This window comes from Streptomyces sp. NPDC090994 (genome assembly GCF_044768905.1).
Classification (GTDB): Bacteria; Actinomycetota; Actinomycetes; order Streptomycetales; family Streptomycetaceae; genus Streptomyces.
The window spans coordinates 601,435-628,384 of sequence record NZ_JBIVWS010000001.1 but is presented as its reverse complement, the minus strand read 5'-3'; the positions used below and the strand labels follow the sequence as shown (position 1 = coordinate 628,384).

The 26,950-nt window shown below is 72.3% G+C and carries 20 protein-coding genes and 1 riboswitch; of the genes, 13 read left to right on the top strand and 7 right to left on the bottom strand.

What is annotated here, in order from left to right:
* The first annotated feature begins 243 nt into the window (after nucleotides 1-243).
* The 6 genes from ACIQR3_RS02875 (at nucleotide 244) to ACIQR3_RS02850 (ending at nucleotide 12,338) form a co-directional block, all read left to right on the top strand.
* Nucleotides 244-2,274: a serine/threonine-protein kinase gene (locus tag ACIQR3_RS02875; protein WP_403533977.1), complete on the top strand. Its 2,031-nt coding sequence runs from the start codon at nucleotides 244-246 to the stop codon at nucleotides 2,272-2,274.
* A 165-nt stretch (nucleotides 2,275-2,439) separates the two neighbouring features.
* Nucleotides 2,440-5,256, top strand: coding sequence for a protein kinase (locus tag ACIQR3_RS02870; protein ID WP_403533228.1), 2,817 nt, complete (start codon nucleotides 2,440-2,442; stop codon nucleotides 5,254-5,256).
* A 216-nt stretch (nucleotides 5,257-5,472) separates the two neighbouring features.
* Nucleotides 5,473-7,257, top strand: a complete 1,785-nt coding sequence (locus tag ACIQR3_RS02865; protein ID WP_403533225.1) for a serine/threonine-protein kinase — start codon at nucleotides 5,473-5,475, stop codon at nucleotides 7,255-7,257.
* Nucleotides 7,258-7,414: 157 nt separating this feature from the next.
* A complete protein-coding gene (locus ACIQR3_RS02860; protein ID WP_403533223.1) occupies nucleotides 7,415-8,671 on the top strand; it encodes a serine/threonine-protein kinase in 1,257 nt (418 codons plus the stop codon).
* 136 nt (nucleotides 8,672-8,807) lie between these two features.
* Complete coding sequence (locus ACIQR3_RS02855; RefSeq protein ID WP_403533220.1) at nucleotides 8,808-10,460, top strand: succinic semialdehyde dehydrogenase; 1,653 nt, start codon at nucleotides 8,808-8,810, stop codon at nucleotides 10,458-10,460.
* A 69-nt stretch (nucleotides 10,461-10,529) separates the two neighbouring features.
* Nucleotides 10,530-12,338 (top strand): GMC oxidoreductase, encoded by a 1,809-nt coding sequence (locus ACIQR3_RS02850; protein ID WP_403533217.1) that lies wholly within the window; start codon nucleotides 10,530-10,532, stop codon nucleotides 12,336-12,338.
* A 212-nt stretch (nucleotides 12,339-12,550) separates the two neighbouring features.
* Here the strand turns inward: ACIQR3_RS02850 and ACIQR3_RS02845 are convergent, their stop codons facing one another.
* Nucleotides 12,551-13,522 (bottom strand): LAETG motif-containing sortase-dependent surface protein, encoded by a 972-nt coding sequence (locus ACIQR3_RS02845; protein WP_403533215.1) that lies wholly within the window; start codon nucleotides 13,520-13,522, stop codon nucleotides 12,551-12,553.
* 728 nt (nucleotides 13,523-14,250) lie between these two features.
* Nucleotides 14,251-14,589: a chorismate mutase gene (locus ACIQR3_RS02840; protein WP_403533212.1), complete on the bottom strand. Its 339-nt coding sequence runs from the start codon at nucleotides 14,587-14,589 to the stop codon at nucleotides 14,251-14,253.
* Nucleotides 14,590-14,927: 338 nt separating this feature from the next.
* Between ACIQR3_RS02840 and guaA the strand changes: the two genes are divergently transcribed.
* Nucleotides 14,928-16,511: a glutamine-hydrolyzing GMP synthase gene (gene guaA, locus ACIQR3_RS02835; protein WP_215172913.1), complete on the top strand. Its 1,584-nt coding sequence runs from the start codon at nucleotides 14,928-14,930 to the stop codon at nucleotides 16,509-16,511.
* Between the two features lie 13 nt (nucleotides 16,512-16,524).
* Here guaA and ACIQR3_RS02830 read toward each other — a convergent pair whose 3' ends face one another.
* Nucleotides 16,525-16,998 carry a pyridoxamine 5'-phosphate oxidase family protein gene (locus ACIQR3_RS02830; RefSeq protein WP_403533207.1) on the bottom strand — a complete coding sequence of 158 codons (474 nt, stop codon included), beginning with the start codon at nucleotides 16,996-16,998 and terminating at the stop codon, nucleotides 16,525-16,527.
* A gap of 166 nt (nucleotides 16,999-17,164) precedes the next feature.
* On the opposite strand from ACIQR3_RS02830, the gene ACIQR3_RS02825 reads away from it, so the two are divergent.
* A complete protein-coding gene (locus ACIQR3_RS02825; protein ID WP_403533206.1) occupies nucleotides 17,165-17,968 on the top strand; it encodes a class II aldolase/adducin family protein in 804 nt (267 codons plus the stop codon).
* A 46-nt stretch (nucleotides 17,969-18,014) separates the two neighbouring features.
* On the opposite strand, the gene ACIQR3_RS02820 is transcribed toward ACIQR3_RS02825, so the two are convergent.
* Nucleotides 18,015-18,908, bottom strand: coding sequence for a DUF4429 domain-containing protein (locus tag ACIQR3_RS02820; RefSeq protein ID WP_403533203.1), 894 nt, complete (start codon nucleotides 18,906-18,908; stop codon nucleotides 18,015-18,017).
* Between the two features lie 167 nt (nucleotides 18,909-19,075).
* On the opposite strand from ACIQR3_RS02820, the gene ACIQR3_RS02815 reads away from it, so the two are divergent.
* A complete protein-coding gene (locus ACIQR3_RS02815) occupies nucleotides 19,076-20,350 on the top strand; it encodes a hypothetical protein (protein ID WP_403533201.1) in 1,275 nt (424 codons plus the stop codon).
* Nucleotides 20,351-20,618: 268 nt separating this feature from the next.
* Nucleotides 20,619-21,143 carry a DoxX family protein gene (locus ACIQR3_RS02810; protein WP_403533198.1) on the top strand — a complete coding sequence of 175 codons (525 nt, stop codon included), beginning with the start codon at nucleotides 20,619-20,621 and terminating at the stop codon, nucleotides 21,141-21,143.
* Between the two features lie 46 nt (nucleotides 21,144-21,189).
* Here ACIQR3_RS02810 and ACIQR3_RS02805 read toward each other — a convergent pair whose 3' ends face one another.
* Both ACIQR3_RS02805 and ACIQR3_RS02800 read right to left on the bottom strand, forming a co-directional pair.
* Nucleotides 21,190-21,441, bottom strand: coding sequence for a hypothetical protein (locus ACIQR3_RS02805; RefSeq protein WP_403533195.1), 252 nt, complete (start codon nucleotides 21,439-21,441; stop codon nucleotides 21,190-21,192).
* The gene (locus ACIQR3_RS02800) at nucleotides 21,428-22,867 is read right to left on the bottom strand and encodes a PspC domain-containing protein (protein ID WP_403533191.1); all 1,440 of its coding nucleotides are present in this window, start codon (nucleotides 22,865-22,867) and stop codon (nucleotides 21,428-21,430) included. The genes ACIQR3_RS02805 and ACIQR3_RS02800 overlap by 14 nt, the downstream gene beginning before the upstream one ends.
* A 179-nt stretch (nucleotides 22,868-23,046) precedes the next feature.
* Between ACIQR3_RS02800 and ACIQR3_RS02795 the strand changes: the two genes are divergently transcribed.
* The 3 genes from ACIQR3_RS02795 to ACIQR3_RS02785 all read left to right on the top strand — a co-directional run bounded on the left by ACIQR3_RS02795 (nucleotide 23,047) and on the right by ACIQR3_RS02785 (nucleotide 25,524).
* Nucleotides 23,047-24,339 (top strand): PspC domain-containing protein, encoded by a 1,293-nt coding sequence (locus tag ACIQR3_RS02795; protein WP_403533189.1) that lies wholly within the window; start codon nucleotides 23,047-23,049, stop codon nucleotides 24,337-24,339.
* Nucleotides 24,336-25,055, top strand: a complete 720-nt coding sequence (locus ACIQR3_RS02790; protein ID WP_403533186.1) for a LuxR C-terminal-related transcriptional regulator — start codon at nucleotides 24,336-24,338, stop codon at nucleotides 25,053-25,055. The genes ACIQR3_RS02795 and ACIQR3_RS02790 overlap by 4 nt, the downstream gene beginning before the upstream one ends.
* 115 nt (nucleotides 25,056-25,170) lie before the next feature.
* The gene (locus tag ACIQR3_RS02785) at nucleotides 25,171-25,524 is read left to right on the top strand and encodes a hypothetical protein (protein WP_403533183.1); all 354 of its coding nucleotides are present in this window, start codon (nucleotides 25,171-25,173) and stop codon (nucleotides 25,522-25,524) included.
* 64 nt (nucleotides 25,525-25,588) lie between these two features.
* Here the strand turns inward: ACIQR3_RS02785 and ACIQR3_RS02780 are convergent, their stop codons facing one another.
* Nucleotides 25,589-26,755: an NlpC/P60 family protein gene (locus tag ACIQR3_RS02780; RefSeq protein ID WP_403533180.1), complete on the bottom strand. Its 1,167-nt coding sequence runs from the start codon at nucleotides 26,753-26,755 to the stop codon at nucleotides 25,589-25,591.
* Between the two features lie 8 nt (nucleotides 26,756-26,763).
* A riboswitch (cyclic di-AMP (ydaO/yuaA leader) is annotated at nucleotides 26,764-26,935 on the bottom strand.
* Between the last annotated feature and the right edge of the window lie 15 nt (nucleotides 26,936-26,950).

Sequence of the window (26,950 nt, the reverse complement as noted above, 5' to 3'; positions counted from 1 at the left end):
CGCTCGGCCGCCAGGCCGGGAGGGAAGGACCAGAACCACGGGGAGGGGTGGGAGCGTCCGAAGCGGTGGCATCACGGTTTCCTCCGTGTCGCGTCACTCATCCAGGGCGGGGGGACGGCCGGTTCACCGGGCTGCCCGGGAGTCGGGGCCGCGGGGTGCGGTCAGGGGGCACCCTGGGCGTCGAGCACTTGTCGGGTGAGAGACAATGAAGGCTCTGTCAGGGCGGGTTGCATGAGGGGACGCATGTCGGAGGCGGAGCGGGCGGGGACATCCCGTCAGGACAAGAGCGCACGTCTCCTCGCCGGGCGGTACCGGCTGGGAGATGTGCTCGGCCGCGGCGGCATGGGGACGGTGTGGCGGGCCCAGGACGAGACCCTGGGACGCACGGTCGCCGTCAAGGAGCTGCGGTTCCCGACCAACATCGACGAGGAGGAGAAGCGGCGCCTGATCACCCGGACGCTGCGCGAGGCCAAGGCGATCGCGCGGATCCGCAACAACAGCGCCGTGACGGTCTTCGACGTGGTCGACGAGGACGACCGGCCGTGGATCGTGATGGAACTCGTCGAGGGCAAGTCGCTCGCCGAGGTCATCCGGGAGGACGGCCTGCTGGAACCCAAGCGCGCGGCCGAGGTGGGGCTGGCGGTGCTGGACGTGCTGCGGTCCGCGCACCGCGAGGGCATCCTGCACCGCGACGTGAAGCCGTCGAACGTGCTGATCGCCGAGGACGGCCGGGTCGTGCTCACCGACTTCGGCATCGCCCAGGTCGAGGGCGACCCGTCCATCACCTCCACCGGCATGCTCGTCGGCGCTCCCTCCTACATCTCCCCGGAGCGGGCCCGCGGGCACAAGCCGGGACCGGCGGCCGACCTGTGGTCGCTGGGCGGACTGCTGTACGCGGCCGTCGAGGGCACACCGCCGTACGACAAGGGCTCGGCGATCGCGACGCTCACCGCGGTGATGACCGAGTCGCTGGAGGAGCCGAAGAACGCCGGTCCGCTGCGGGACGTCATCTACGGACTGCTCACCAAGGACCCCGCCCAGCGGCTCGACGACGCGGGCGCCCGCGCGCTGCTCAACAAGGTGATCCACGCGCCCATGAGCACGCCGGCCGAGCCGATGGACGCGACCAAGGTCGTGCCGCTGCCCGCCCAGCCGGACGAGCGGTCCGGGAGCAGGCGGGGCGAGGAGGCCGGGGATCGGCTGAAGGGGGCGCTGCGCTCCGTGCGCAAGGCCGCGGTCTCGGCCGGGGCGGCCGGGGCGGCGGCCGGGGCCCGCGCCAAGTCCCGGAGCGGTTCGGCCACCGCCGGGCCGGCCACTACGGGGTCCGGGCCCGTCACCACGGGGTCCGGGGTCGGGCCCGCCGGGGGCGCGGCCGCTGCCGGTGCGGCGCGTGGGACCGGTGCCGCGGCGGCCACGCCGGCCGCAGGCAGCGGGAACGCGACGACGGGCGGCCGGAGTTCGGGCTGGCCCGTGATGACGCCCCCCGACCTGCCGTCCCGGCCCGTGCCGAAGGCGTCCCTCACCGACGTGGTGCCGCGGCGCACCCTGGTGATCATCGCGGTGGTCGTCGTGCTCGCCGTGATCGGCACCGTGCTGGCCTTCACGCTGGGCGACGACGGCGAGGAGAAGACCGGGAACGGCGCGGGGACCACGGCCACCGCCACCGCGAGCGACGAGACCAAGCAGGACGACAGCACGGACAGCGCGGGAGCGTCGGAGCCCACCGCGGACGGCTCGACGGGCGCGGAGGCGAGCGCGTCCGGCGGCGCGGGCACGGGCGGTGCCGCCGAGGACGAAGAGGACGGGAACGAGGACGCGACGGGGTCGGAGGACTCCGGCAACGGGGCCGTCACCACGCATGAGGGCGACCAGGGGTACGAGATAGGACTGCCCGAGGGCTGGAAGTACCAGACCACGGGCTCCGCGGGTGACCGGTTCACCGGCCCGGACGGGCAGAAGCTGCTCGTCGCCTGGACGTCCACGCCGAAGGACGACCCGGTGGCGGACTGGAAGAACCAGGAGCGGTACATGACCCGCTCCCAGTACAAGAAGATCCGCATAGAGGAGGTGGACTACCGCGGGTGGAACACGGCCGACTGGGAGTTCACCTATGTGGACAGCGGTACCAAATACCGCACGATCGACCGGGGATTCGTCGTCGACGACGAGCAGGGGTACGCCCTGATGTACACCGCCAAGGCCGCCGACTGGGGCACTGACCAGCGCCGGGAGACCTGGCAGACCCTCACGAAGAGCTTCGAGCCGGAGCCCTGATCCCTCCCTGCGCCCGGCGTGCGCGGGTTTGGTGATGCCGAGATCTGGTGACACCTCTTTGCGGGTTGCCTCCGGCACGTATCGTGAGTGCTTGCGGACCGTACGCAGTAGGAACGGCCCGCGAGGCGAACGGAATTGACCGACCGGGATGCCGGGGGAGGCAACGTGGACGACTACGCGGGACGGGTCCTCGCCGACCGCTATCGGCTGCCGCTGCCGCCCTCCGACGAGTACGAACTCACCGAGACCCGCGCCTTCGACACCTACAGCGGGCAGGAAGTGCTGGTCAGGCAGGTGCCGTTGCCCGAGGTCGTCGAGGCCGAGGTGCTCGACGCGGAGGGGCTGCCGGACGGGTTCACGGCGCGTGACGGTGCGCCGCGCCGGCCGGTCCAGCGGCCGCCGGCCGCGCGCGGCAGTACGCGACGCCCGGCCGACCCCGTGGTGCGGCGGGCCGTGGAGGCGGCCCAGGCCGCGGCCGGCATTCCCGACCATCCCCGCCTCGACCAGGTCTTCGACGTGTTCGCCGAGGGTGGTTCGCTGTGGGTCGTCAGTGAGTTGGTGCCCGCCCGGCCGCTGGCGGCACTCCTCGCCGAGCAGCCGCTGACGCCGTACCGGGCGGCCGAGATCGCCTCCGACGTCCTCATGGCGCTGCGGGTGCTGCACGCCCACGGTTGGGTGCACCGGAACATCACCGCCCGCACGGTGCTGGTCTGTGACGACGGCCGCGTGCTGCTGACCGGCCTCGCGGTCGGGGCGGCGGAGGAGGCGCTGTGCGGGTACGACCCGGTGCCGGGGGACGGGGAAGAGGAGGGTGAGGGGGGCGGCTCTCAGGGCTCGCACGGCCCCCACGGCCCTAGCAGCCCTCACGGCCCTCACGGCCCCCATGGCCCCCACGGCCCTCAGGACTCCCATCGGGGCGGTGGTCTCGTGGGGCACGGTGGTCCCGTCGGCTCCGCCAGCTCCACTGGTCGCAGCGGACCCGGCGGCTCCGCCAGTTCAAGCGGCCCTGAGCGCCCTGTAGACGCCGCAACCACTCGGCTGGATCCAGAAGCCGCTCGGCGGGCCGCCATTCAGGCGCGGGCGGCCGAGGTGCTGCCGGGGCAGGGGATGGCCAACGGGCGGGGGGACGCGGGCGGGGCGCGTTCGCTCGGGGACGGCAGTGCGGATGTCCGGGCCGCGCGGGCCGGGGCGATCGCCGCCTACCGGGCGGGAGCACGGGCCGCGGCCCGTGTCCAGGAGGCGGAGAACGGCCGGGCGGCGCTGCCCGGCGCCCGTCCCGCCCCCGGCGCCCTGCCGTACGGCGAGAGCGGTGGTACCGGCGGTGGCAGCGGCAGTGACAACGGCAACGGCAACGGCGCGGAACGGTCGCCGTACGGCCCTGGCGGAACCCCGCCGGGACAGATCCCCGATCCCTACGGTGTCCGCACCACCTCCTGGCACGGTGCAGCGCCCCGGACCGCCGGTGATGCCCGGCCGTCGTCCGGTCAGACCGCGCTGCCCGCCGCACGCGGCCTGTCCAGGACACCCGCCTCGCCCACGACGCCCGCCGAGCCCGCCGCATCCGGGGCGTCCGCCGCGCCTGCCGGACCCGGGGCGCCCGCCGTTCCCGAGGCGGGCGCCGCGCCGCAGGCCAGCCGTTGGGACGACCTGGTCGCCAAGACGCCCCCGCGCCGGGGGCCGGCCACCGCGCTCGCCGCCGAGCGGGCCCGGCAGGCCAGGATGGCGGTGGTCGGCCCGGTGACCGAGCGCTGGGCGCCGGAGCAGGCCGGCCCGGTGCACGAGAACTGGCAGCTCGCACCGCCCATCGGCCCCGCCACCGACCTGTGGGCGCTCGGCGCCCTGCTCTTCCGGGCCGTACAGGGACACGCGCCGTACCCGGAGGAGTCCACGGCCGAGCTGGTGCAGATGGTGTGCGCGGAGCCACCGGCGTACGCCGAGGAGTGCGGACCGCTCCGGCCGGTCGTGGAGTCGCTGCTGCGCCAGGACCCCACCGAGCGCCTGGAGTTCGAGGAGCTGCGCGGCTGGCTGCGCTCCCTGGTGCGTTCCGCGCCCGAGGCGGACGCCGGACTGAACGTCGTCCCCGCCCCGCCGGCCGACGCGAGCCGGTTGCCGATCGTCCGCCGCCGGGGCGAGCTGGTGCGCAGGCGGCGTGCCGGGCTGCCCGCCCACCACGGACGCCACAAGCGGGCCAAGCGGGACGGTGGCTCACCGCGCCGGCTCGGCCGCACGCTGCTCCTGCTGATACTGCTCGGCATGGCCGCGCTGATCGCGTACGCCATGCTGTTCATGCCGAAGAACGAGGAGACCGGCGCCGTCGGCGAGACGGACCGCACGGGGGCCACCGGATCGGTGGACGCCAGCGACGAGCCGCGGCCCGAGCGCGAGTCGCCGAAGGAATCGGACGGTTCGGACGGTTCGAATGGTTCGGATGGGTCGGACGGTTCTGATGGTTCGAAGGGCTCGAAGGGGGAGGTGAATCCGTCCCGGTCCGCGGGCTCCACCGAGCCGCAGACCGCCGAGCCCGAGGTCGCCGACGGTTTCACTCTGCGCAAGGACACGGAGGGCTTCCGCGTCGCCGTCGCCGAGGGCTGGGACCGCACGGCGGTCAACGGACGCGGTCAGGTCGTGTACGCGAAGGGCGACTTCGAGCTGATCGTCGTACCCGGCCGCGACGGCAGTGACGACTTCGGCGGCGATCCGATGACGTACCAGCGGGACCGGGAACCCGAGTTGCAGCCCTACCGCGACTCCAGCTGGGCCACTGCTTCCGGGCTGAAGTCCATAGAGGTGGGCGGGCGGTCCATGGCGGAGGGGCAGTTCACCTGGACCGGCGACGACGGGGGCGAGCTGTTCGTGCGCAACCTCGCCATCCTGATCGACCGGCACTACCACGTGGTGCAGGTGCGCGGACCGGAGGCGGAGCGCGACGAGGTGACCCGGCTGTTCGAGCAGGCGTCGGCGACGTACCAGTACACCGGCTGACCGCACCTGGCGCGCTGACGTACTGGCGCCTGTATCTGCCTGATTTTCGATCACATCAGCAGAGCAGTGACGCAAGTTGAGTGTCTTCGGTTGCCCAGTAGAACGGAAAGCGACAACCGTCACAGAGCGGTCTCCGGGGTACCCCACCGGTTCCCTGGGCGGGGGCCGGTCCCTACGCTGACCCTGTCAAGAGCATTGCGGGGCAACGTGAATCAGATGCAGGGCCAGCTCCTCGCCGGCCGCTACCGGCTCGGCGACGCCATCGGCAGCGGTGGCATGGGCCGGGTGTGGCGTGCCCATGACGAGGTGCTGCACCGAGTCGTCGCCATCAAGGAGTTGACCGCCGCGCTCTACGTCTCCGAGAGCGACCGGGCCGTACTGCTGGCCCGCACCCGGGGCGAGGCGCGTGCGGCCGCGCGGATCAACCACCCGGCCGTCGTCACCGTGCACGACGTACTCGAACACGACGGCCGGCCGTGGATCGTGATGGAACTCGTCGAGGGCCGTTCGCTGGCCGACGCGGTCAAGGACGAGGAACGCGTCGAGCCGCGCGAGGCCGCCCGGATCGGGCTGTGGGTGCTGCGCGCCCTGCGTGCCGCCCACACCGCCGGTGTGCTGCACCGCGACGTGAAACCGGGCAACGTGCTGCTCAGCGCGGACGGACGTGTGCTCCTCACCGACTTCGGCATCGCGCAGATAGAGGGCGACTCCACCATCACGCGGACGGGAGAGGTGGTCGGTTCGGTCGACTACCTGGCGCCCGAACGCGTCCGCGGCAACGTCCCCGGTCCGTCGTCCGACCTGTGGGCGCTCGGCGCGACGCTGTACACCGCGGTGGAGGGCAGGTCGCCGTTCCGCCGCACCTCGCCGCTGACCACCATGCAGGCGGTCGTCGAGGAGGAGGCCGAGCCGCCGGAGTACGCCGGTCCGCTGGAGCCCGTCGTCAGTGCCCTGCTGCGCAAGGACCCGGCCGCCCGCCCCTCCGCGGAAGAAGCCGAGCAGATGCTCGCCGAGGCGGCGGAGGGCCGCCGGTCGGACGCGGCGCAGGCGTACGTGCCGACCGGGCCGGTGCGGTACGGGACGACGGAGACGCAGGCCGCCGCTACCGGGACCGGCACCAGTACAGGCACCGGCACAGGTACCGGGACCGGCACGGGCACAGGTACCGGCACCAGTACAGGCACCGGCACCGCGTCCGCGCAGACGGCTGCCACCGCGCTCCCTTCGTCGGCCACCGCGGCGTCGTCACCCGTGCGGTCGAAGCGCGGGCACCGGTTGCGCACGGTCGCCCTCGTCGTCGCCCTCGCGGCGCTCGTCGGCGGGGGTGTCGCGGTCACGCTGAACCAGTTCGGTTCGGACGGCTCCGCCGACTCCGCCGACTCCGTCTCCGTATCGCCTACGCCGGATGCCAGTGCGAGCGCGAGTGCGAGTGCGAGTGCCAGTGCGGGTGCCGGTGCCGGTGCGAGCGCCGGCGCGAGTGCCGACGCCAGTGCCACGCCGAGCGGCGAGGGCGCTCAGGGGGCGGTTCCCGCGGGTTGGGAGCGGCGCGAGGACCCGGTGGGCTTCAGCATCACCATGCCCGAGGGGTGGGAGCGGTCCGTCTCCATCGACCAGGACGGCATCCAGCAGGTCGACTTCTCGCCCGACAACGGCAAGCACCTCGTGCGCGTCGCCATCGACACCGCGCCGGACTTCAGCACTTCGTACGAGCATATGAGCTACCTGGACAAGCAGCTCGCCGCGCGGTTGCGGGACTACGAGCAGGTGGTCCTCAAGGAGGAGCTTTTCCGCGACCTGCCGGGCGTCCGGTGGGAGTACACGTGGAACGCGCTGGCCAAGGACGCGCCGCACTACTTCGCGGGGCCCTACCGTGCCATCGACGTCGGGTACATGAAGAGCGACGGCACCGAGTACGCCCTCTACGCGTCCGCGCCGGCCGACGACTGGGCCACCACCAGTGAGCAGTTCGACGTGATGCTGCGGAGCTTCCAGGAAGGCTGACCCCGGCGAGGTGAATCCCGCGAGTTGCTCCCGGAGAAGCCGGTGGGGATTGCCGGTGCGAACAGACGGGTAATCGTCTGATCGACGGCCGGGCGGCGACACACTTGGCCGGTCACCGCCCCGGAAGGGGCCCGCCCGGGGCGGCATGATGAGACGCATGGGGAGCCAGGGGAGTCATGGGAGCAACTTCCATCTCGTAGCGAACCGGTACCGCCTGGAGGCACAGCTGGGGCGCGGCGGCATGGGCGTAGTGTGGCGGGCGACCGACGAACTGCTCGGCCGGCGGGTCGCCGTCAAGGAACTCCCCTTCGACGTGAGCCTGTCCGACGCCGAGGCCCGGCAGTGGCGGGACCGCACCTTGCGTGAGGCCCGTGCGGTCGCGCGACTGAGCCACCCGCACATCATCGTCGTCCACGATGTCGTCGCGGACGGCGAACGTACGTACATCGTCATGGAGTTGCTCGACGGCGGCTCGCTCGCCGACCGCATCGCCCGGTACGGCCCGGTCGGCCCCGTCGAGGCGGCCCGGATCGGGATCGCCCTGCTCGGTGCCCTGCGTACCGCGCACGCGGCCGGGGTCCTGCACCGCGACGTGAAGCCGTCCAACGTCCTGGTCGCCGAGGACGGCCGGATCGTGCTCACCGACTTCGGCGTCGCCCAGATCCCGGGCGCGACCACCCTCACCGAGTCCGGCTCCTTCGTCGGCTCGCCCGAGTACACCGCTCCCGAACGGATGTCCGGGGGCGGGACCGGACCGGAGTCCGACCTGTGGTCGCTGGGTGCCCTGCTGTGCACCGTACTCAGCGGTGAGTCCCCGTTCCGCCGGGATTCGCTGGGCGGCATCCTGCACGCCGTGGTCTCCGGGGAGATCCAGCCGCCCCCGCAGGCCGGTCCGCTCCTCCCCGTCATCAGGGGGCTGCTCGAACGCGACCCGCGACGGCGGCTGGAGGCGGCGGAGGCGGAGCGGATGCTGCACGCCTATCTGGCCACCGGCCTCAGCCCCGTACCGCCCGGAACCGGACGACCGCGTTCCAGACGGAGTCTGCTCACGGCGGCGCTGCTGGCCGCCGCGACGGCGGGCGCGGGCATCTCCGCGGCGGTCCTGCTGATCGACGACATCGGCGACGGCGATGAGAACGGCGACGGTGACGAGAACGAGAACGGGAACGAGGACGGGAACGAGAACGGCGGCACGACACCGACGGCACCGGCGACTCCGACGCTCCCGACCACACACAACCCCTCGACCACACACCACCCCCCGACCGGCCCGGATCCGTCGCCCCCGATGCCCACCGCCACGGTCACCGTGACCCGCCCGCCCCTCTCCCCTGCCGCCTCCGCCGCCCCCGCCGCCTCCCCCGCCTCCACGCCTCCCACGTCCACGACCCCGCCGCCACCGCTCTCGCCCTGAAAATACGGTCGGCACCGCCGGACAACCCCCTGATCAGGCATTCGTTGCCACTGATCACTGGCGCCATGTGAGCAGTCGGTGAATCTGGATTACCGACGGGTACACAAGGGCCCCGGCGCGGCATACCCTGCCGCTCATGACGGATGCGCAGGCCCTGGACAGCACCGAGAAGACCGGCACGGGGCGGACCGGCCCGGCACCGGCCGGCAGCAACCCCCTCGCCCCCGCACCGGAGGGCGCCCGCACCGCCGCCGACGTGGTCACGCCCGAGCTGATCGCCCAGCTCACCAAGGGAGTGACCGGTTCCGGACGGACGGTCAGCCACGCGCCGTTCACCGGCCGGAAGCTGGCCGACCTGCCGGAGTCCACACCGGCGGACGTGGCGAAGGCGTACGACCGTGCCCGTGCCGCCCAGCCCGCCTGGGCGCGGACCCCGGTCCGGGAGCGCGCCGCCGTTCTGCTGCGCTTCCACGACCTGGTCCTCCAGCGCCAGGCCGAGGTCCTCGACCTGATCCAGCTGGAGACCGGCAAGGCCCGCCTGCACGCCCACGAGGAGGTCCAGGCCGTCGCCGTCGCCGCCCGCCACTACGGCCGCCGCGCCACCGCGTACCTGAAGCCGAGGCGGCACACCGGCGCCGTACCGACCCTGACGAAGGTCACCGAACTGCGCCACCCGCGCGGCGTCGTCGGCCAGATCGCCCCCTGGAACTACCCGCTCGAACTGTCCGTCGGCGACGCGCTCCCCGCCTTCGTCGCGGGCAACGCGGTCGTGATGAAGCCCGACACCGAGACCTGCCTGACCGCCCTGTGGGCCCGTGACCTGCTCGTCGAGGCCGGGCTGCCCGCCGAGGTCTTCCAGGTCGTCCTCGGCGACGGCCCGGTCGTCGGCCCCGAGGTCGTCAAGCACGCCGACTACGTCTCCTTCACCGGCTCCACCCGCACCGGCCGCGAGGTCGCCCAGGGCGCCGCCGCCCGCCTGGTCGGCGTCTCCCTCGAACTCGGTGGCAAGAACGCCATGCTGGTCCTGGAGGACGCCGACGTCGAGAAGGCCGCGGCGGGCGCCGTGCGCGCCTGCTTCTCCTCGGCCGGCCAGCTCTGCATCTCCATCGAGCGGCTCTACGTCCACGAGTCCGTCGCCGACGCCTTCCTGGAGCGCTTCGCCGCCCGCACCAGGGCGATGCGGCTGGGCAGCTCCCTGGCCTACGGCGCCGACATGGGGTCGCTGGTGGGGGAACGGCAGCTGGAGACCGTACAGCGGCACGTGGCCGACGCCGTCGAACGCGGCGCGAAGCTCGTCACCGGCGGGGTCGCCCGCCCGGACATCGGACCGTACTTCTACGAGCCGACCATCCTCGAAGGCGTCGCCGCCCCCATGGCGGTGTGCACCGAGGAGACCTTCGGCCCGGTCGTCTCCGTCCACCGTTTCCACACCGAGGAGGAGGCCGTCGAACTCGCCAACGCGACGCCGTACGGCCTGAACTCCTCGGTCTGGACGCGGGACGCCCGGCGCGGCCACGGGGTCGCCGCCCGCCTGCGCACCGGCACCGTCAACATCAACGAGGGGTACGCCGCCGCCTACGGCAGCGTTCAGGCACCGATGGGCGGCATGAAGGACTCCGGCCTCGGCCGCCGGCACGGCTCCGAGGGCATCCTCAAGTACACCGAGGCCCAGACCGTCGCCCACCAGCGCCTGCTGCCGATGGCCCCGTCGCTCGGCATGGACGACGAGAAGTACGCCCGGTTCATGTCCCGCAGCCTGCGCCTGATGAAGGCGTTCCGGCTGCGCTAGCCGCCCGAAACCTCCGGGCCCCGGCCACCACAGACGAACCCGCACGTGAAACTCGACGAGGAGACAACCGTGCCCCAGGACGCTTACGACTACGACGTCATCGTCGTCGGCTCAGGCTTCGGCGGCTCGGTGAGCGCCCTGCGCCTCACCGAGAAGGGCTACAAGGTGGGCGTCCTGGAAGCCGGCCGCCGCTTCACCCGCGCGTCGCTGCCCAAGAACTCCTGGGACCTGAAGAACTACCTCTGGGCCCCCAGGCTCGGCATGTTCGGCCTCCAGCGCATCCACCTCCTCGGAAATGTCATGGTCCTGGCAGGTGCCGGGGTCGGCGGCGGCTCCCTCAACTACGCCAACACCCTCTACGTCCCGCCCGCGCCCTTCTTCGAAGACTCCCAGTGGCGGGACATCACCGACTGGAAGGACGAGCTGGCGCCCTACTACGACCAGGCCCGCCGCATGCTCGGCGTCCGCCTGAACCCGACGACGACCCCCTCCGACGTCCACCTGAAGGCCGCTGCCGAGCGGATGGGCTGCGGCGACACCTTCCACCTGGCCCCGGTCGGCGTCTTCTTCGGCGACGGCCGGGACGCCGACGGATCGGTGCGGGCCAGGCCGGGGGAGCGGGTCGCGGACCCCTACTTCGGGGGCGCGGGCCCGGACCGGCACGCCTGCGCCGAGTGCGGCGAGTGCATGACCGGCTGCCGGCACGGCGCGAAGAACACCCTCAACGAGAACTACCTCTACCTCGCCGAGAAGGCGGGCGCCGTGGTGCACCCGATGACGACGGTCGTCTCCGTCACGGACGACTCCCGGGGCGGCTACGCGGTGACCACCCTCCCCACCGACCGCCGGGACCGCACCCGGAACCGGAAGAGGGCCGAGGGCCGCACCCTCACCGCCCGCCGGGTGGTCCTCGCGGCCGGCACGTACGGCACCCAGACCCTGCTGCACCGGATGAAGGCCGGCGGGCAGCTCCCGTACATATCCGACCGGCTCGGGTCGCTGACCCGCACCAACTCCGAGGCCCTGGTCGGCGCCCAGACCGACGACCGGCGCTACCGCAAGGCCACCGGGGAACCGAAGGCCGACTTCACCCGCGGCGTCGCCATCACCTCCTCGGTCCACCCCGACGCCAACACCCACATCGAGCCGGTCCGTTACGGCAAGGGGTCCAACTCGATGGGCGGCCTGTCGATCCTCCAGGTCCCCTACGCCGGCCGGACCGCCTCCGGGACCACCCGCGTCCTGGGCTTCCTGGCCAACGCGGCCAGGCACCCGCTGCTGGTCCTGCGCTCCCTCTCCAACCGGCGCTGGTCGGAGCGGACCATCATCGGCCTGGTGATGCAGTCGCTGGACAACTCCCTGACGACGTACCTGAAACCGGCGGGCGTCGGCAAGGGCCTGCTCACCGCCCGCCAGGGCCACGGCTCGCCCAACCCCAAGCAGATCGAGGCCGCCACCGAGAGCGCCTCCGCGCTGGCCGCCGAGATCAACGGCTTCCCCGGCTCCAACATCGGCGAGCTGATGGGCACCCCGCTCACCGCCCACTTCCTCGGCGGCTGCCCGATCGGCGCCACCCGCGAGACCGGCGTCATCGACCCGTACCACCGGCTGTACGGCCACCCCGGCATCTCCGTCGTCGACGGCGCCGCGGTCTCGGCCAACCTGGGCGTCAACCCGTCCCTGACCATCACCGCCCAGGCCGAACGGGCCATGTCCTACTGGCCGAACAAGGGCGAGCCCGACCCGCGCCCGGCCCAGGGCAGGGTGTACGAGCGTCTGGCCCCCGTCGAGCCCAAGTCCCCGGCGGTCCCGGCGGACGCGTTCGGCGCGCTGCGGCTGCCGTTCCTGGGCATGCCGACGGTGCCGCCTAAGCCGTAGCCGTAGCCGTAGCCGACGCCGAAGCAGTAACCGACGCCGACGCCGACGCCGACGCCGACGCCGTAGTCGTAGCCGACGCCGTACCCGTAGCCCGCTGGTCCGCCGGGCAGCTGCGGTGGGAAAGGAAAAGGACCCGCACCCCCCTCCGAGCGCGGGTCCTCCCCTGTTCTGCGGCGGGCCCGGTCCACAGGCCCGCGGATACCACGTGCCGGCTACGCCTCGGCGCCGGCCTTGCGCCGCCGCACGGCGAACACCGCGCCGGCACCGGCGACGACGGCGAAGCCGCCGACCAGGCCGACCATCGGCAGCGCGGAACTGGAACCGGTCTCGGCCAGGTTGCCGGTGACCTGCGGGGTGCCGGCCGAGGGCGACGCGCTGGCCACGGGCACCTTGCCGCCTGTCTGCGGCTTGGTGCCGGAGGTGTCCGTGCCGGCGGCGACGATCTGGAACTGGTACGCCACCTCCAGGTCGCGGACGCACAGGTCGTCGTCGGCGTAGAGCGTCGAGCCGATCGTGAAGGCGGTACCGGTCGCGGCACCGGCGGCCACGTTGAGGCGCAGCGGGACCTCGGCCTCGTAGCCGGGCTTGAGTTCCTCGGTCATCCCGGCGTAGCCGATGGCGTAGCCGTACTCGTCGAGGTCGTACCAGCTCTTCTCCTCGGGGTCGTACGCCTGGAGGCGGACGGTCCGGCTGGTGAACAGGTCGTCACCGGCCTTGTTCGAGGCGGCGCTGATCAGGTAGCCGAGCCCGTAGAGCGTGCCGTCGGAGGTGTTCTTCACGGTGAGGGAGAACTCGTGCCAGCCGCTGCCCGCCGCGATCTTGCCCGGCAGCCCGGTGATGTCCGAGTCGACCGCCTCGGCCACGCACTCGCTCGGCTCGGGTTCCGGCGACTCCGACTCCTCGGGCTTCGAGGCGCTCGGCGACGGGCTGCTGGAGCCGGTGGGCGAGGCGCTCGCCGAGGGCGACTGGCCGGCCTCGTCCGTCGGGGCGGCGCTCGTGGAGGAGTTCTCCTCGGGCGCGGTCTCCGGCGCGGACGTGGACGGGGCGGGCGGCGTGCTCTCGGCGGCCGGCGCGCTCGCGGAGGTGCTCGGTGAGCCGGACGGCGTCTCTCCGGTGGCGTACGCGGCCGGAGCGGCGAGCAGCGCCACGGGGGCTATCACTGCCGTCGCGGCCGCTGCTGCCATGGCGCGGCGAAGCTTCATGAACACCTCGGGAAGTCGGGCGTACCGCTGGGACGCGGCACGGACGGTGAAGGAAACCTCCGCGGTGGGACGCGGCCGGGGCCCTTGGGTCAGCAGGTTGGATCGGTGAGACCTGCGAATGGTTGTCCGCGCGTTCATGGAATTCTCATGTGGCCTGGATCACTACTGTCCGGCATGGTCCGCTCACTGTCGGCTTCCGTGCCCGGTGGGCCGGACGACCGGCATGCGAAGGGCCCCGCGGCAGACGGCTGCGGGGCCCTTCGGCGGCCGGCACCGGCGTCAGGGCGGCGCCGGTGCCCGCGGAGCGGCGCCGGGGGGTCGCGCCGCTGGTCACGGATGCCCCGGCGCGTAGGCACGGGAACATCGGACTGGGGATGTGCTCGCATCGTGCTGGAGGAGGAACACGCTCCGCAACCGTTTGACGCGGACTTGAACATTCCTGAACACGTACCGACGGTCGGCCCCGGGCGTCCCCGGAGCCGACCGTTCTCTTGGTGACCGGGCTGCTGTCCCCTGCCGTCCGGTCACTTCCCTGGAGCGAGGTCCCACGACGTACGGCACGATCCGTACGTCTCATCGCTCCAGCGAGCCACGCGTGGTTCTTTCGGGCCCGCCCCTGGCTGGCACGGACACCGGGACCAACGAAGCGACGCGGCCACCGGTCACGCGCCGTACGGGTGAGAACGGCCCCGAACTCATCTGCGACCGGTTCAGACGCGGCCCCGGCACAGTTCCAGCAAGGTCATGGCGAGGGCGGTGCCCGGCTTGCCGAGGGCCTCGCGGTAGTGGGAGAGGACGTCCATCTCGCGGGAGAGGTTCACGCGCCGGCCGCCGGAGGCGATCCGGGCGTCCTGGATGACGGCCGACACGGCCATGCGTTCCTGGATCAGGCCTATGATCCGGTCGTCGAGCGCGTCGATGCGCTCCCGGGCGCCGGTGATCACGTCGGCCGCTTCGGGGGTGCGGGCGCCGGTCGCGGCGGTGGCGGCTGTGGCTGTGGTGGTGGCGGTGGTGGCGGCTGTGGTGGTGGCTGTGGCGGTGGTGGTCATGGGCGGGGCTCCTCGTCGGACGGGGTGCCCCGGAGCGAGCGACAGGATCCGGGAGAAACGTCAGGCGCCCCGGGCCTTGTCGGCCCGGGGCGCCTGGGAAGTCGCTGTCAGTTGCTCAAGCAGCACGACCATGGCAGCCGGTGGGCCGGTTGCCATAGGTAAACAGGAAAGCCTGCTGTGCGGTGAGCATGGGCCCAGTATGCCGGGGGAACGCACGGTGGCCAAGCCCTTTCGCATGGTGAGACATGCCACCGGCGTCCGCGGCCGGGACGGGTCACGTGCCCACCTCGGTAGAATCGGAGTCACAAGCCCCCCGCCCGACCGCCGGAAGGCACCTCGTGTCATCAGCGACTCCCGCTGCCAACGCCGCCCCCGACACCGTTCTGGTCGTCGACTTCGGCGCGCAGTACGCCCAGCTCATCGCCCGCCGAGTCCGCGAGGCCCGGGTCTACAGCGAGATCGTGCCGAGCACCATGCCGGTCCAGGACATGCTCGCCAAGAACCCGGCGGCCATCATCCTCTCCGGCGGCCCCTCGTCCGTGTACGAGGAGGGAGCCCCCCGCCTCGACCGCGAGATCTTCGAGGCCGGCGTCCCCGTCTTCGGCATGTGCTACGGCTTCCAGCTGATGGCGCAGTCCCTCGGCGGCACGGTCGACAACAGCGGCGCCCGCGAGTACGGCCGTACCGACCTTGCCGTCTCCCGGCCGTCCTCCACCCTCTTCGAGGGCACCCCCGCCGAGCAGGCGGTCTGGATGTCGCACGGCGACGCTTGCTCCGCCGCCCCCGAGGGCTTCACCGTCACCGCCTCCACGGACGTCGTCCCGGTCGCCGCCTTCGAGAACGACGAGAAGAAGCTCTACGGCGTCCAGTACCACCCCGAGGTGATGCACTCCACGCACGGGCAGCAGGTGCTGGAGCACTTCCTCTACCGGGGCGCGGGCCTGACCCCCGACTGGACCACCGGCAACGTGATCGAGGAGCAGGTCGCCGCGATCCGCGAGCAGGTCGGCGACAAGCGCGCCATCTGCGGCCTGTCCGGCGGCGTGGACTCCGCGGTCGCCGCGGCCCTGGTCCAGAAGGCCATCGGCTCCCAGCTGACCTGCGTCTACGTCGACCACGGCCTGATGCGCAAGGGCGAGACCGAGCAGGTCGAGAAGGACTTCGTCGCCGCGACCGGCGTGCAGCTCAAGGTCGTGGACGCCGAGGAGCGGTTCCTGACCGCGCTGAAGGGCGTCTCCGACCCCGAGGAGAAGCGGAAGATCATCGGCCGGGAGTTCATCCGAGTCTTCGAGCAGGCCCAGGCCGAGATCATCGCCGACGAGGGCCCGGCGGTCGAGTTCCTCGTCCAGGGCACCCTGTACCCGGACGTGGTCGAGTCCGGCGGCGGCACCGGCACCGCCAACATCAAGTCGCACCACAATGTCGGCGGGCTCCCCGAGGACCTGGAGTTCCAGCTGATCGAACCGCTGCGCAAGCTGTTCAAGGACGAGGTCCGGATGGTCGGCCAGGAACTGGGCCTGCCCGAGGAGATCGTCCAGCGCCAGCCCTTCCCCGGCCCCGGCCTCGGCATCCGGATCGTCGGCGAGGTCACCAAGGAGCGGCTCGACCTGCTCCGTGAGGCCGACGCCATCGCCCGCGAGGAACTGACGGCGGCCGGTCTCGACCGGGAGATCTGGCAGTGCCCGGTGGTGCTGCTCGCCGACGTCCGCTCGGTCGGCGTCCAGGGCGACGGCCGCACCTACGGCCACCCGATCGTGCTGCGTCCCGTCTCCTCCGAGGACGCGATGACCGCCGACTGGTCCCGGCTGCCGTACGACGTGCTCTCCAAGATCTCGACCCGCATCACCAACGAGGTCAAGGACGTCAACCGGGTCGTCCTCGACGTCACGTCGAAGCCGCCGGGCACCATCGAGTGGGAGTGACCCCTGTGTGGCCCTAGGCGCGCTTGACGGTGCGCAGGGGCTGTCCGGGCTGCCAGACCTGGACGACGAGATACGCGTCGTCCTCCACGGAGGTCCGCACGACCTCCGTCAGCTCGGTACGGAAGAGGTGGAACGGCTCCGGCGGTTCCACCTCTTCGACGTATCCGGCCTTCGTCCCCGCGTCCTCGACCTCGAACGCCCGCCCGCCGATCCGCACATCACCGCCGCCCATGCCGGTGCCCTCCCCGGGGTTGGCCTGGAGCGCGAAGCGCGGGTCGCGGCGCAGGTCCAGGGCCTTGAGCGAGCCCGGCATCATGCCGAGCCACAGCTCACCGGCGAGGAAACGCACCTCCAGACCGCTGGTCCGGGGTGAGCCGTCCTTGCGCAGGGTCGCGAGGACGTGGTGGGTGAAGGCGCCGAAACGCCGCTCCACGGCCGTGGCGAGAGCGGGTTCGGCGGCGGCGAAGAAGGCCCAGTTCGCTGTCATGCGCCGAGTCTCCCGCTCAAACCGGACATCTGCTGTCGGGTATCCGTCGGACGGTGTCGATCGGACGGTGTCGATCAGTCCCGCACATTTACGGAACAGAACTGTCTTCCCCGGCTCACCGAGGGTAACTTCACGCCCCGTGAATCAACCCAGTGCCGGAGGACACATGCACGGGACGCCCGGGGCCGCTCCGCCCCCGCCGCGACCGCTCGACACGCTCCAGTTCGCGATGCCGCCGATGCACGAGTCCGTCGCCGACGAACGCCGGCACCGCAAGGAACGGCTGGCCGGCGCGCTGCGGATCTTCGGGCGGTACGGGCTCGAAGACGGCGTGTCCGGGCACATCACCGCCCGCGATCCCGAGTTCACCGACTGCTTCTGGGTCAACCCCTTCGGCCTGCCGTTCCGGCACGTCACGGTGAGCGACCTGGTGCTGGCCAACGCCGACGGCCAGGTCATCGAGGGCCGCTACCACGTCAACCAGGCCGCCTTCACCGTCCACTCCCGGGTGCACGCCGCCCGCCCCGACGTCGTCGCCGTCGCCCACTGCCACTCGGTGCACGGCCGCGCGCTCGCCGCCCTGGGCGACCTGCTCGACCCCATCACCCAGGAGAGCTGTGCCTTCTACGAGGACCACGCCCTCTACGACTCCTACAGCGGCGTCGCGGTCGACGCCGAGGAGGGGCGGCGCATCGCCGCGGCGCTCGGTTCCCGCAAGGCGCTGGTGCTGCGCAACCACGGTCTGCTGACGGTCGGCGACTCGGTGGACGCGGCGGCCTGGTGGTTCCTGTCGATGGAACGGTGCTGCCAGGTGCAACTGGCGGCCAAGGCCGCGGGCCGGCCCGTACTGATCGAACACCGACGGGCGACGGCGACCTGGGAGCAGCTCGGCGGGGACCTGGTGGCGTGGATCAACTACCAGCCCCTGTGGCGCGAGGTCACCCGCGACGAACCGGACCTGCTGGACTGACGGGTCCGGCGGGTCCGGCGGGTCCGGCCCGCCGCAGGGCCGGGCTTCAGAACGCCCGGAGCACCACCGCCTTGGTCATCGCGAACTCCTCGTCGGTGAGCACCCCGTCGCGGTGCAACCGCCCCAACTCGCGGAGCCGGCACAGCAGTACGTCGTGACGGTCCATCCGCGTCGGCGCGGCGCGGGCCGGGTGGCAGCCCTCGTCCCTCAGGGCCGCGTGGGCGTCGGCGCGGGCCGACGGATGCGGCAGCCGGGCGGTGACCGCGGTGGCGACCAGCGCGGTGAGCAGATCGCGGCGGGCGTTGCCCCACAGGTCCAGGGCGTACGGGTCCTTCTCGGGCGGCAGCTCGGCGGAGACCGTCTCCCGCGTCACGAAGCGCAGGACACCGTCCTGGTGACCGGAGTTGGGCAGCCACTCGACCCGCACGAGGTCACCCACGTGGATGATCCTGGGCCCCGTGGCGCGTTTGACCCGCTCGGAGGTGTCCGCCCAGTCGATCCGTACCCGGGCGCCGTCGAAGGAGACGGTGCCGTCGGAGGAACGGACCGAGACCGGGACCGGAGGGCCCGGCAGCAGATACGCCGTGGCGGGCCCCTTCGGAACCCGGTCGAGCAGCAGCGCGCGGCGGATCTCCTCGGTGACGTACTCGGCGATCCCGGCGCGGTCGGTGTCCACCGTCAGCCGGTAGGGGTCCGCCGGGCCGGGGAGCCGGCCGCCGGTCGCCTGGAGCAGGGGGTCGGCGCCCTCCCGCAGCCGCAGCCGGAGCCGCCCGCGCTTGCGTTCCGGCTCGAAGACGACGCCCGAGACGGCCTCCAGCGGTACGGCGACCTCTCCGTACGTCTGCCGGAACAGCGGCACCGAGCGGTGCAGGCCCGGGGTGATCCTGACCGTACTGCCGTCGAAGGCCCAGGCTCCGTCACGCTGGATGATCTCGGCCATAAGGGAATTCTCGCAGCCGGGTCAACCCTGCGGACCGCACGTCACCCGTGCTGAGCAGAGGAGGCCGGGGGCGCCCGGCGCGAACGGGGTGGTGTAGGGCACAATTCGCTGTCGTCCCGGGGGAGTTGCGGGTCCGGTCGCAAGGGTGCGGAAGGTGGATGTCGGGCGTGGCGGTGCAGGAGGCGAGACACGGTGGGGCGGGCGTGCACGGCGGCGGGTGCACGTGCGGGGACTGCCCGCACGGCGCACGTGAGGGCCATCGGCGGGCGGTCGCCGATTTCGCCCTGCGCAGGGACGAGTTCGCGGCCGGACAGGGGCTGCCGGCCGCGGTGGCCCACTCGGCGTCGGCCTCCCGGCAGTGGGTCTCCGAGGAACTGACCCAGTCCGCCGGGCTCGTCGCCGAACGCGGCCGGGCCGAGGGCGGGGCCTGGCTGGCCGGCCTGTGGCGCCGCACGGCCGGCACGGCACTGGCCGCCGTGGTGCTCCTGCTGCTGGTGCAGGCGCTCACCGCGGTGGGCGCCGGCTGGACGCCCGCCCGGACCGCCGGTCTGCTGGCGGCGCTGGTCGTGGCCGGGGCGCTGACGGCGGCGTCCTGGTTCCACCGGGCCCGGGGCGGCGCGCTGGCCCCGGTCATCGGCGAGGACAACCGGCTCTCCACGTCCCGCGCCGTGGCGGCGGCCTGGGTGCTGTTCGTCGCCTACGCGGTACTGGTGCTGGTGGGACAACTGGCGCTGGCCTCCGCGCACGGTGACCGGGACGCCCTCATCTCCGGCCTCGAACTGCGCCGGGGCGCCGGTGTGGTGACCGTGCTCGCGGTGGTCTGCGGGGTCGCCGTCCTGGTACGGCGGGTGGTCGGGCTGCGGGTGCTGGGACAGCGGCTCCAGAAGGTCAGGGCGAACCGGCCGCGCGCGGCCGATCTGCTGACGGACGACGCCGGACGCGGGACCTTCGCCGACATCCAGTACGTCGTGATCAACGGGGTCGCCCTGGTGTTCGGGGCGGTACGGCTGGCCCGCCGGCCGGAGCAGCTGCCGGACCTGCCGTGGGGGCTGGCGGTCGTGGTGCTGGTGTCGGCGGCGACCTACCTGGCCGGCAAGTACGCCGAGGGCGGCCGTCCGGTGGTCCTCTCGGTGGTGCGGGCCCGGGAGGCCGGTGATCTGGACGGACCCATCCGGACGGGCGACGACATCGAGATCCGGGGTGCCGGATTCGTACCGCCGGGGGCGCAGAGCGCGGACCGGCTGTCCCGGATGGTGGTGCGGATCGGCGCGGTCCATGTCCACGTGCCGCTGGTCCCGGTCGCCGGAGGCTTCAGCAACCCCACCGACACGCTGCTGACCGTGCCCGTACCGGCGGACGTGGAGCCGGGGCGGGTCGAGGTGCAGGTGGTCACGGCGGCGGGAGTGGAAACCAACCGGTGTGTGATCGACGTGACGGAGTGAGGGCCCCGAGCGGTCACCACGCGGTGTGGACTCCAAGCAGTGCGGTGTCCAAGCAAGGCTGTCTCCAGGCAGCGCGGTTTCCAAGTGGGTGGTTTCGCAGCGGGTGGTTTCGAGGCGGGTGGTTTCCAAGCAGGTCGGTCTCCTGTCGGTCAGAAACGATCCAGTCGGGAAAAATCTTGGCCCGTGAGGATTGAGCGGGTCCTCCACGTCGTACGTATGGACGTCGAGGGGGTCTCGGCACGCGGCGGGCGAGAGGCGGCTGGCAGCGATGACTCACGGCATGCGGACGGACACGTCCCCCGGCGACGGCGCCCTGGACTGGCGCGAGCGGGCCACCCGGTATGCGCTCCTTCCTCTGCGGATCTTCCTCGGCATCACCTTCGTCTACGCCGGCATCGACAAACTGACCGACAGCGCCTTCATGAAGGACTCGGGCTCCGGTTCCGTCGGCGACATGATGCGGACCGTCCGTGACTCCTCGGCCGTCCCCGCCCTCGTCGACCTCTCCCTGAAGAGCCCGTCCGGCTTCGGCTACGCCATCGCCTTCGGGGAACTGGCCGTCGGCATCGGCACCCTGATCGGGCTCCTCGCCCGGCTCGCCGCGTTGGGCGGCGCCCTGATCTCGCTCAGCCTGTGGCTGACGGTGAGCTGGGCCTCCGACCCGTACTACTACGGCAATGACCTGGCCTACCTCATGGCGTGGATTCCTCTCGTGCTGGCGGGTGCGCCGGTGTTGTCGCTGGACGCGGGGTTGCGTGCGCGGCGACGGCGGCGACGAGGCGCCTACCGGTGATGCGGGGGAACTGAGCCACCGGGTTCGTGCCGGCCTCCGCCCGGACTCAGCCCCGGGCGTCCGCGTGCGGCTCGGCGGTGTCGGACGGGTGGTGGTCCGGTGGCCGACGGCGTCGCCGTACCCCGTGGGCCAGCGTGCCCACCGCGCCCGCGAGACAGAGGCCGCCGACGACGACGGGAATCACCGCGAACCACGGTGTCTCCCACAGCCCGCCCGCGTCGCCGGCGTAGACGACGCCCGCCACGGCCAGGAAGGCCCCGGCCACCAGCCGCCCCGGCTGGAACTCATGACGCAGCACGGCTCACCTCCGCCTGGCCGAGACCGACCTCCACATCGAGATCGAGTGTTCCGGCGCCCTTGCCGCCCTCGGGGGGAGTCAGGGTCACCCGCCGGTGCTTGTCGGGTGCCACGTCCACGTCCTTCTGATCGTCACCCGGCAGTTGGATGTCGCCCAGTCCGACCTCGACGTCCAGCCGTACCGTCACGTCCGGCGGCACGATGACCCGTATTCGGCCCAGGCCCGCCTCGGCCCGGGTGGTGACCGTCCGGTCCGTGTCCAGGTCCAGCCGGGACAGGTCCAGGGTGCCGACACCGGTGCCGACCTCGTACCGCTGCTTCACCTCCGCCACCGAGGCGGGTGTCCAGTCGGTGCGCACCCACTCGGTGCCGATGTCCTTGGGCAGCGCGGCCGACGCGGCGAGCAGCCCCGCCGTGACGATCGCCAGGAAGACCGAACCGGCCCCCGTGCGCCCGAGGAAGGCGCTGACCGCGATGCCCAGACCGAAGACGGCCAGCGCGCAGGCCAGGCCGGTCTGCAGGCTGGTGCCCAGCGCCTGCTCGCCCCAGGACACCCGGGTGCCGAGCGCGCCGGCGAGGAGGGCCAGCAGGAAGACCCAGCCACCGATCCCGCGGGGACCGCGCGGCCTGGGCGGCCGGGGGCGCGGTTCGTCCGGGCCCGCACGGTCGTGGTCATGGTCGTGGATGTGGTCGCCCAGGCTGATGTTGACGGCCGCCGCTATGTCCCGGGCGCGGGCTTCGCTCGGTCCCCACAGATAACCCGTGCCGCCGGCATGGGAGCCGTCCTTGACGATGGGGTCACGCCACCAGGACGGCCAGGTGATGATGACCGGTGGTGCCTTCGCCTCGGGCGGGGCGTCGGCGACGGCCTGCGCGGCGAGCGGGTCGGGCCCGGGCGTGCCGCGCTGCTGCGACCAGTACCCCGCGCCCGCGAGCAGCAGGGAGAGGACCACGGCGAAGGTGAGCACCCCGCTGTTGTGCAGCATGGTCAGGAAGACGCCGCAGCCGACCAGGGCGAAGAGCACGGCTGCCAGCGCCTGGCCGTCGACGCGGCCGGTCAGCAGCTTGCGCACCTCGTTCTCGTCCTCGTCGTCGGCCGGGACGAACAGCCACGCGAAGCCGTAGAAGAGGAGACCGAGACCGCCGGTCGCGGAGAGCACCGCCAGCGTGATCCGGAAGATCACCGGATCCATGTCGCACTGCCGGCCGAGCCCCGCGCACACCCCGGCCACCATCTTGTGCCGCCGGTCGCGGCGGAACCGGTGCGGTGGCCCGGGCACGCCCGGCCCGGCCCCGGCCCCGGCATCGGCGCCAGCGCCGGGCGTGGCAGCCGCGCTGGGCGCGGTGTCCTGCGGCCCGGCGCCCCGTGGCGGGCGCGGGCCGGCACCGGGTCCCGTACCCGCCGCGGCGCGCTCGTTTTCTGTCATGCGTCCATGGTGGCGGGCGCGGCGCCGCGGCGGCAGCCGTTACGACCCTGGTCGGACCCTGATATCGGCCCTGATGAGGCGCCGGGGAGATGTTCGACGACACGCCGCTCCGAAGATCAGGGGAGTCTCCGGGGTACACCCTGATGCCCTGGCCCCGGGGCCGTGTGACCATCGTTGGCATGCCGGAAGCCGCAGCAGCGCCAGTCGTCGAGCCACGGCCGCCGCGCAAGCTCTACCGCAGCAGCGACGGACGCTGGCTCGGTGGAGTGGCGCGGGGGCTCGCGGGCCACCTCGGGCTGCCCGTGGTCTGGGTGCGGCTGGTCTTCGTCGGCCTGTTCATGGCCGACGGGCTCGGCGCGCTGCTCTACGCGGCGTTCTGGTTCTTCGTGCCGCTCGGCGTCGGCGGTGTCGACGCGCAGAAGCCGCCGTCCCTCGTCGCCACCGAGACCTCCCCGGACGGCCGCCGCAGACTCGTCGCCCGCAGACCGGACAAGGGACAGATCGTCGCCCTGCTCCTCATGGTCGTCGTGGCCATGGTCTTCGTGGGCAACGTGGACCTCAGCGGCGGGGTGAAGGCGTACCTCTGGCCGACCGTGCTGGTCGGCGCGGGCGTCGCCCTCGTCTGGCGGCAGGCGGACAACGCCCGCCGGGCCCGCTGGGTCGAGGCGGGCCGGCGCCGGCGCACGGTCCGGCTGCTGCGCGCGGTGGCCGGGGTGCTGCTGGTGACGGCCGGTGTCTCCGGCATCTTCGTGCTGCAGGGCTCCGCGGCCCACCTCGGGTCCGTGCTCCAGGCGGCCCTCGCGGTCCTGGTCGGCATCACACTGCTGGCCGGGCCGTATCTCGTGCGCATGACGCAGGACCTCTCCGAGGAACGCCTGATGCGCATCCGGGCGCAGGAGCGCGCCGAGGTCGCCGCCCATGTGCACGACTCGGTGCTGCACACCCTGACCCTGATCCAGCGCAACGCGGAAAGTCCCGGAGAGGTACGGCGCCTGGCCCGCGCTCAGGAGCGGGACCTGCGCGCCTGGCTCTACAAGCCGGAGGGCAACGGCAAGGACGAAGCCGACGAACCGGCCACCCTCGCCGAGGCCGTGAAGCGCGACGCCGCCGAGGTCGAGGACAAGCACGGCGTCCCCATAGAGGTCGTCGTGGTCGGCGACTGCCCGCTCGACGAACGGATCGGAGCACAGATGCAGGCCGCGCGCGAAGCGATGGTGAACGCGGCCAAGTACGGTGGCGAGGGCGGTGCCGTACAGGTCTTCGCCGAAGTCGAGGGCAGGACGGTCTTCGTGTCCGTCCGGGACCGGGGACCCGGCTTCGACCTCGATTCGATACCCGCCGACCGGATGGGTGTCAGAGAATCGATCATCGGCCGCATGGAGCGCAACGGCGGCACGGCGCGGCTGCGCGCGGTGCCCGGCGGCGGCACGGAGGTCGAGCTGGAGATGGAGAGGGCGGAGAAGACGTCATGAGCGACCCGACCGAAGCGAACGCGGAGTCCGCCGAGCCGACCGGAGGGACGGCCGGGCGGCACGTGCGCGTGGTCCTCGTCGACGACCACCGCATGTTCCGTACGGGCGTGCAGGCCGAGATCGGCCGGACCGAGCAGACCGGGGTCGAGGTGGTCGGAGAGGCGGCCGACGTCGACCAGGCCGTCACGGTCATCACCGCGACCCGGCCCGAGGTGGTCCTGCTCGACGTCCACCTCCCCGGCGGCGGTGGCGTCGAAGTGCTGCGTCGCTGCGCCCCGTTGATGGCCGACGCCGAGCGGCCCGTCCGCTTCCTCGCCCTGTCCGTCTCGGACGCGGCGGAGGACGTGATCGGTGTGATCCGCGGCGGCGCCCGTGGCTATGTGACCAAGACGATCACCGGCTCCGACCTCGTCGACTCCGTCTTCCGGGTCCAGGAGGGCGACGCCGTCTTCTCGCCCCGCCTGGCCGGCTTCGTCCTCGACGCCTTCGCCTCCACCGACGCCCCGCCGGTCGACGAGGACCTCGACCGCCTCACCCAGCGGGAGCGCGAGGTGCTGCGCCTCATCGCCCGAGGCTACGCGTACAAGGAGATCGCCAAGCAACTGTTCATCTCCGTCAAGACGGTCGAGTCCCACGTCTCGGCGGTCCTGCGCAAACTCCAGCTGTCCAACCGGCACGAGCTGACGCGGTGGGCCACCGCGCGGCGCCTCGTCTGACGCGGCCACCGCCGGACGGCCTCGCGGCCGGGCGGAGTGTAGCCCCGTGGGGAACCGCGGTACCGGGGGGACGGGTGGCCGGCCGGTTCCGCGCCCTTCATTAGGCTCCGGACTCATGGACGTACTCATCCACCTCTTCGTCGGCCTGCACATCATCGGCATCGCGGCGCTGCTCGGCGGCTTCCTCACCCAGATGAAGGCGATGGGCGAAGGCACCGCCCGATTCGGCCCGGCGATGCTGCACGGTGCGCTGACCATGCTGGTCACGGGGGTGATCCTGGTCGGGCTGAACCAGGCCGACGACCAGTCCGTCAACAACATCAAGATCGGCGTGAAGCTGGCCGTGCTGGTCGTGATCCTCGGCCTGGTCTATGTGAAACGGGACGAGGAGAAGGTGGAGAAGGGGCTGTTCGGGCTGGTCGGCGTGCTGACCATGGTGAACGTCTTCATCGCGGTGCTGTGGACCTGAGCGCCGGCCGCGCGGACGCGACCGGCGCACCAGGCCGGGGCCGGTGCCGGAAGAGCGGAACCGCTCAGGCCGGGCGCACCACGCTGTAGATCGACGACTCACCGTCGTAGTAGACGGACTCCTCGCGGACGTACGCGCCCGGCTTCGGCGCGTGGATCATCATGCCGTTGCCGATGTAGATGCCGACGTGGCTGATGTCGTCGTAGAAGAAGACCAGGTCACCGGGTTGCGCCGCGGAGATCGACACCGTGGTGCCGGCGTTGACCTGGTCGTAGGTGACGCGGGGCAGGTCGACGCCCGCAGCCTTCCAGGCGGCCTGGGTGAGGCCGGAGCAGTCGTAGGAGTCGGGGCCGGTGGCGCCCCAGACGTACGGTTTGCCGATCTGGGCGCGGGCGAAGGCCAGGGCCTTGTCGGCCTTGGTGGCGTACGAGGAGTCGGTCGGGCCCGATGATTCCGTGCCCGTGGAGCCGCTCGCCTGCTCGGAGGCAGCGGCAGCAGCGGCGGCGTCCTCCTGGCGCTGCCGTTCCTCGGCCTGCTGCCGGGCCAGCTCCTTGGCCTTGCGGGCCGCCTCCGCCTGCTTCTTCTTCTCGATCGCGGCGAGCCGCGCCTTCTCCTGGGCGGTCAGGTCGGCCAGCAGTTCACGCGCGGAGGCGAGCTTCGTCTGGACGGTGGCCTTGGCCGTCTTCAGGTCCTTCTGCGACGTGGTGAGCGTCTGGAGGCTCTCGGTGGCCTCCTGGCGCTTCTCCATCGTCTCGGCCTGCTGGGTGACGTAGTCGTCGACCAGCTGCTTCTGGCGGCCGGTGAGCCGGTCCATCAGCTGGTTCTGGTCGAAGTAGTCCTGCGGGGAGTCCGCGAGCAGAAGGGTCGCGGTGTCGGAGACGGCCGCGCCGGTGCGGTACTGGGCGGCGGCGAAGGAGCCCAGCTCCTCGCGCGCGTCGTTCAGCTCCTGGGTGCGCTGGGCGACGTCGTCCAGGAGGCTGTCGACCTGCTCGCGCTGGATCGCGGTCTTCTCCTTGGCCGCGTTGTACTTCTCGGTGGCCGAGCCGGCCTGGCGGTAGAGGTCGTCGACCTTCTTCTGGACCTCTTCCAGGCTCGGCCGGTCGTCGGCGGGAGCGGCGGTGGCCGTCTGGGAGAGCAGGGCGACGGAGGTGAGGGCGGCCGTGGCCAGGACGGGGGTGCGTATGCCTGCCACGCGCGTTCCGGCGGGACGCGACTTGCGGTGCGACGCCAAGGGAGGCGACTCCTTCCGTGCTCCGCCTACCGGGTTAGCTGTCGGGTTCGGGCGGTGGGACGGAAGGCTGCCCTACGGTTCGCGCCCCGGGGAGGGCTGTGAACCGATTCACCCCATGTCACGGTGGGTCCCCGGTTCCGGGCGCCCGCGCGGGCACGCCGGATTCGGCGGAGGCCGCGCGGCCCGGCGACGTTC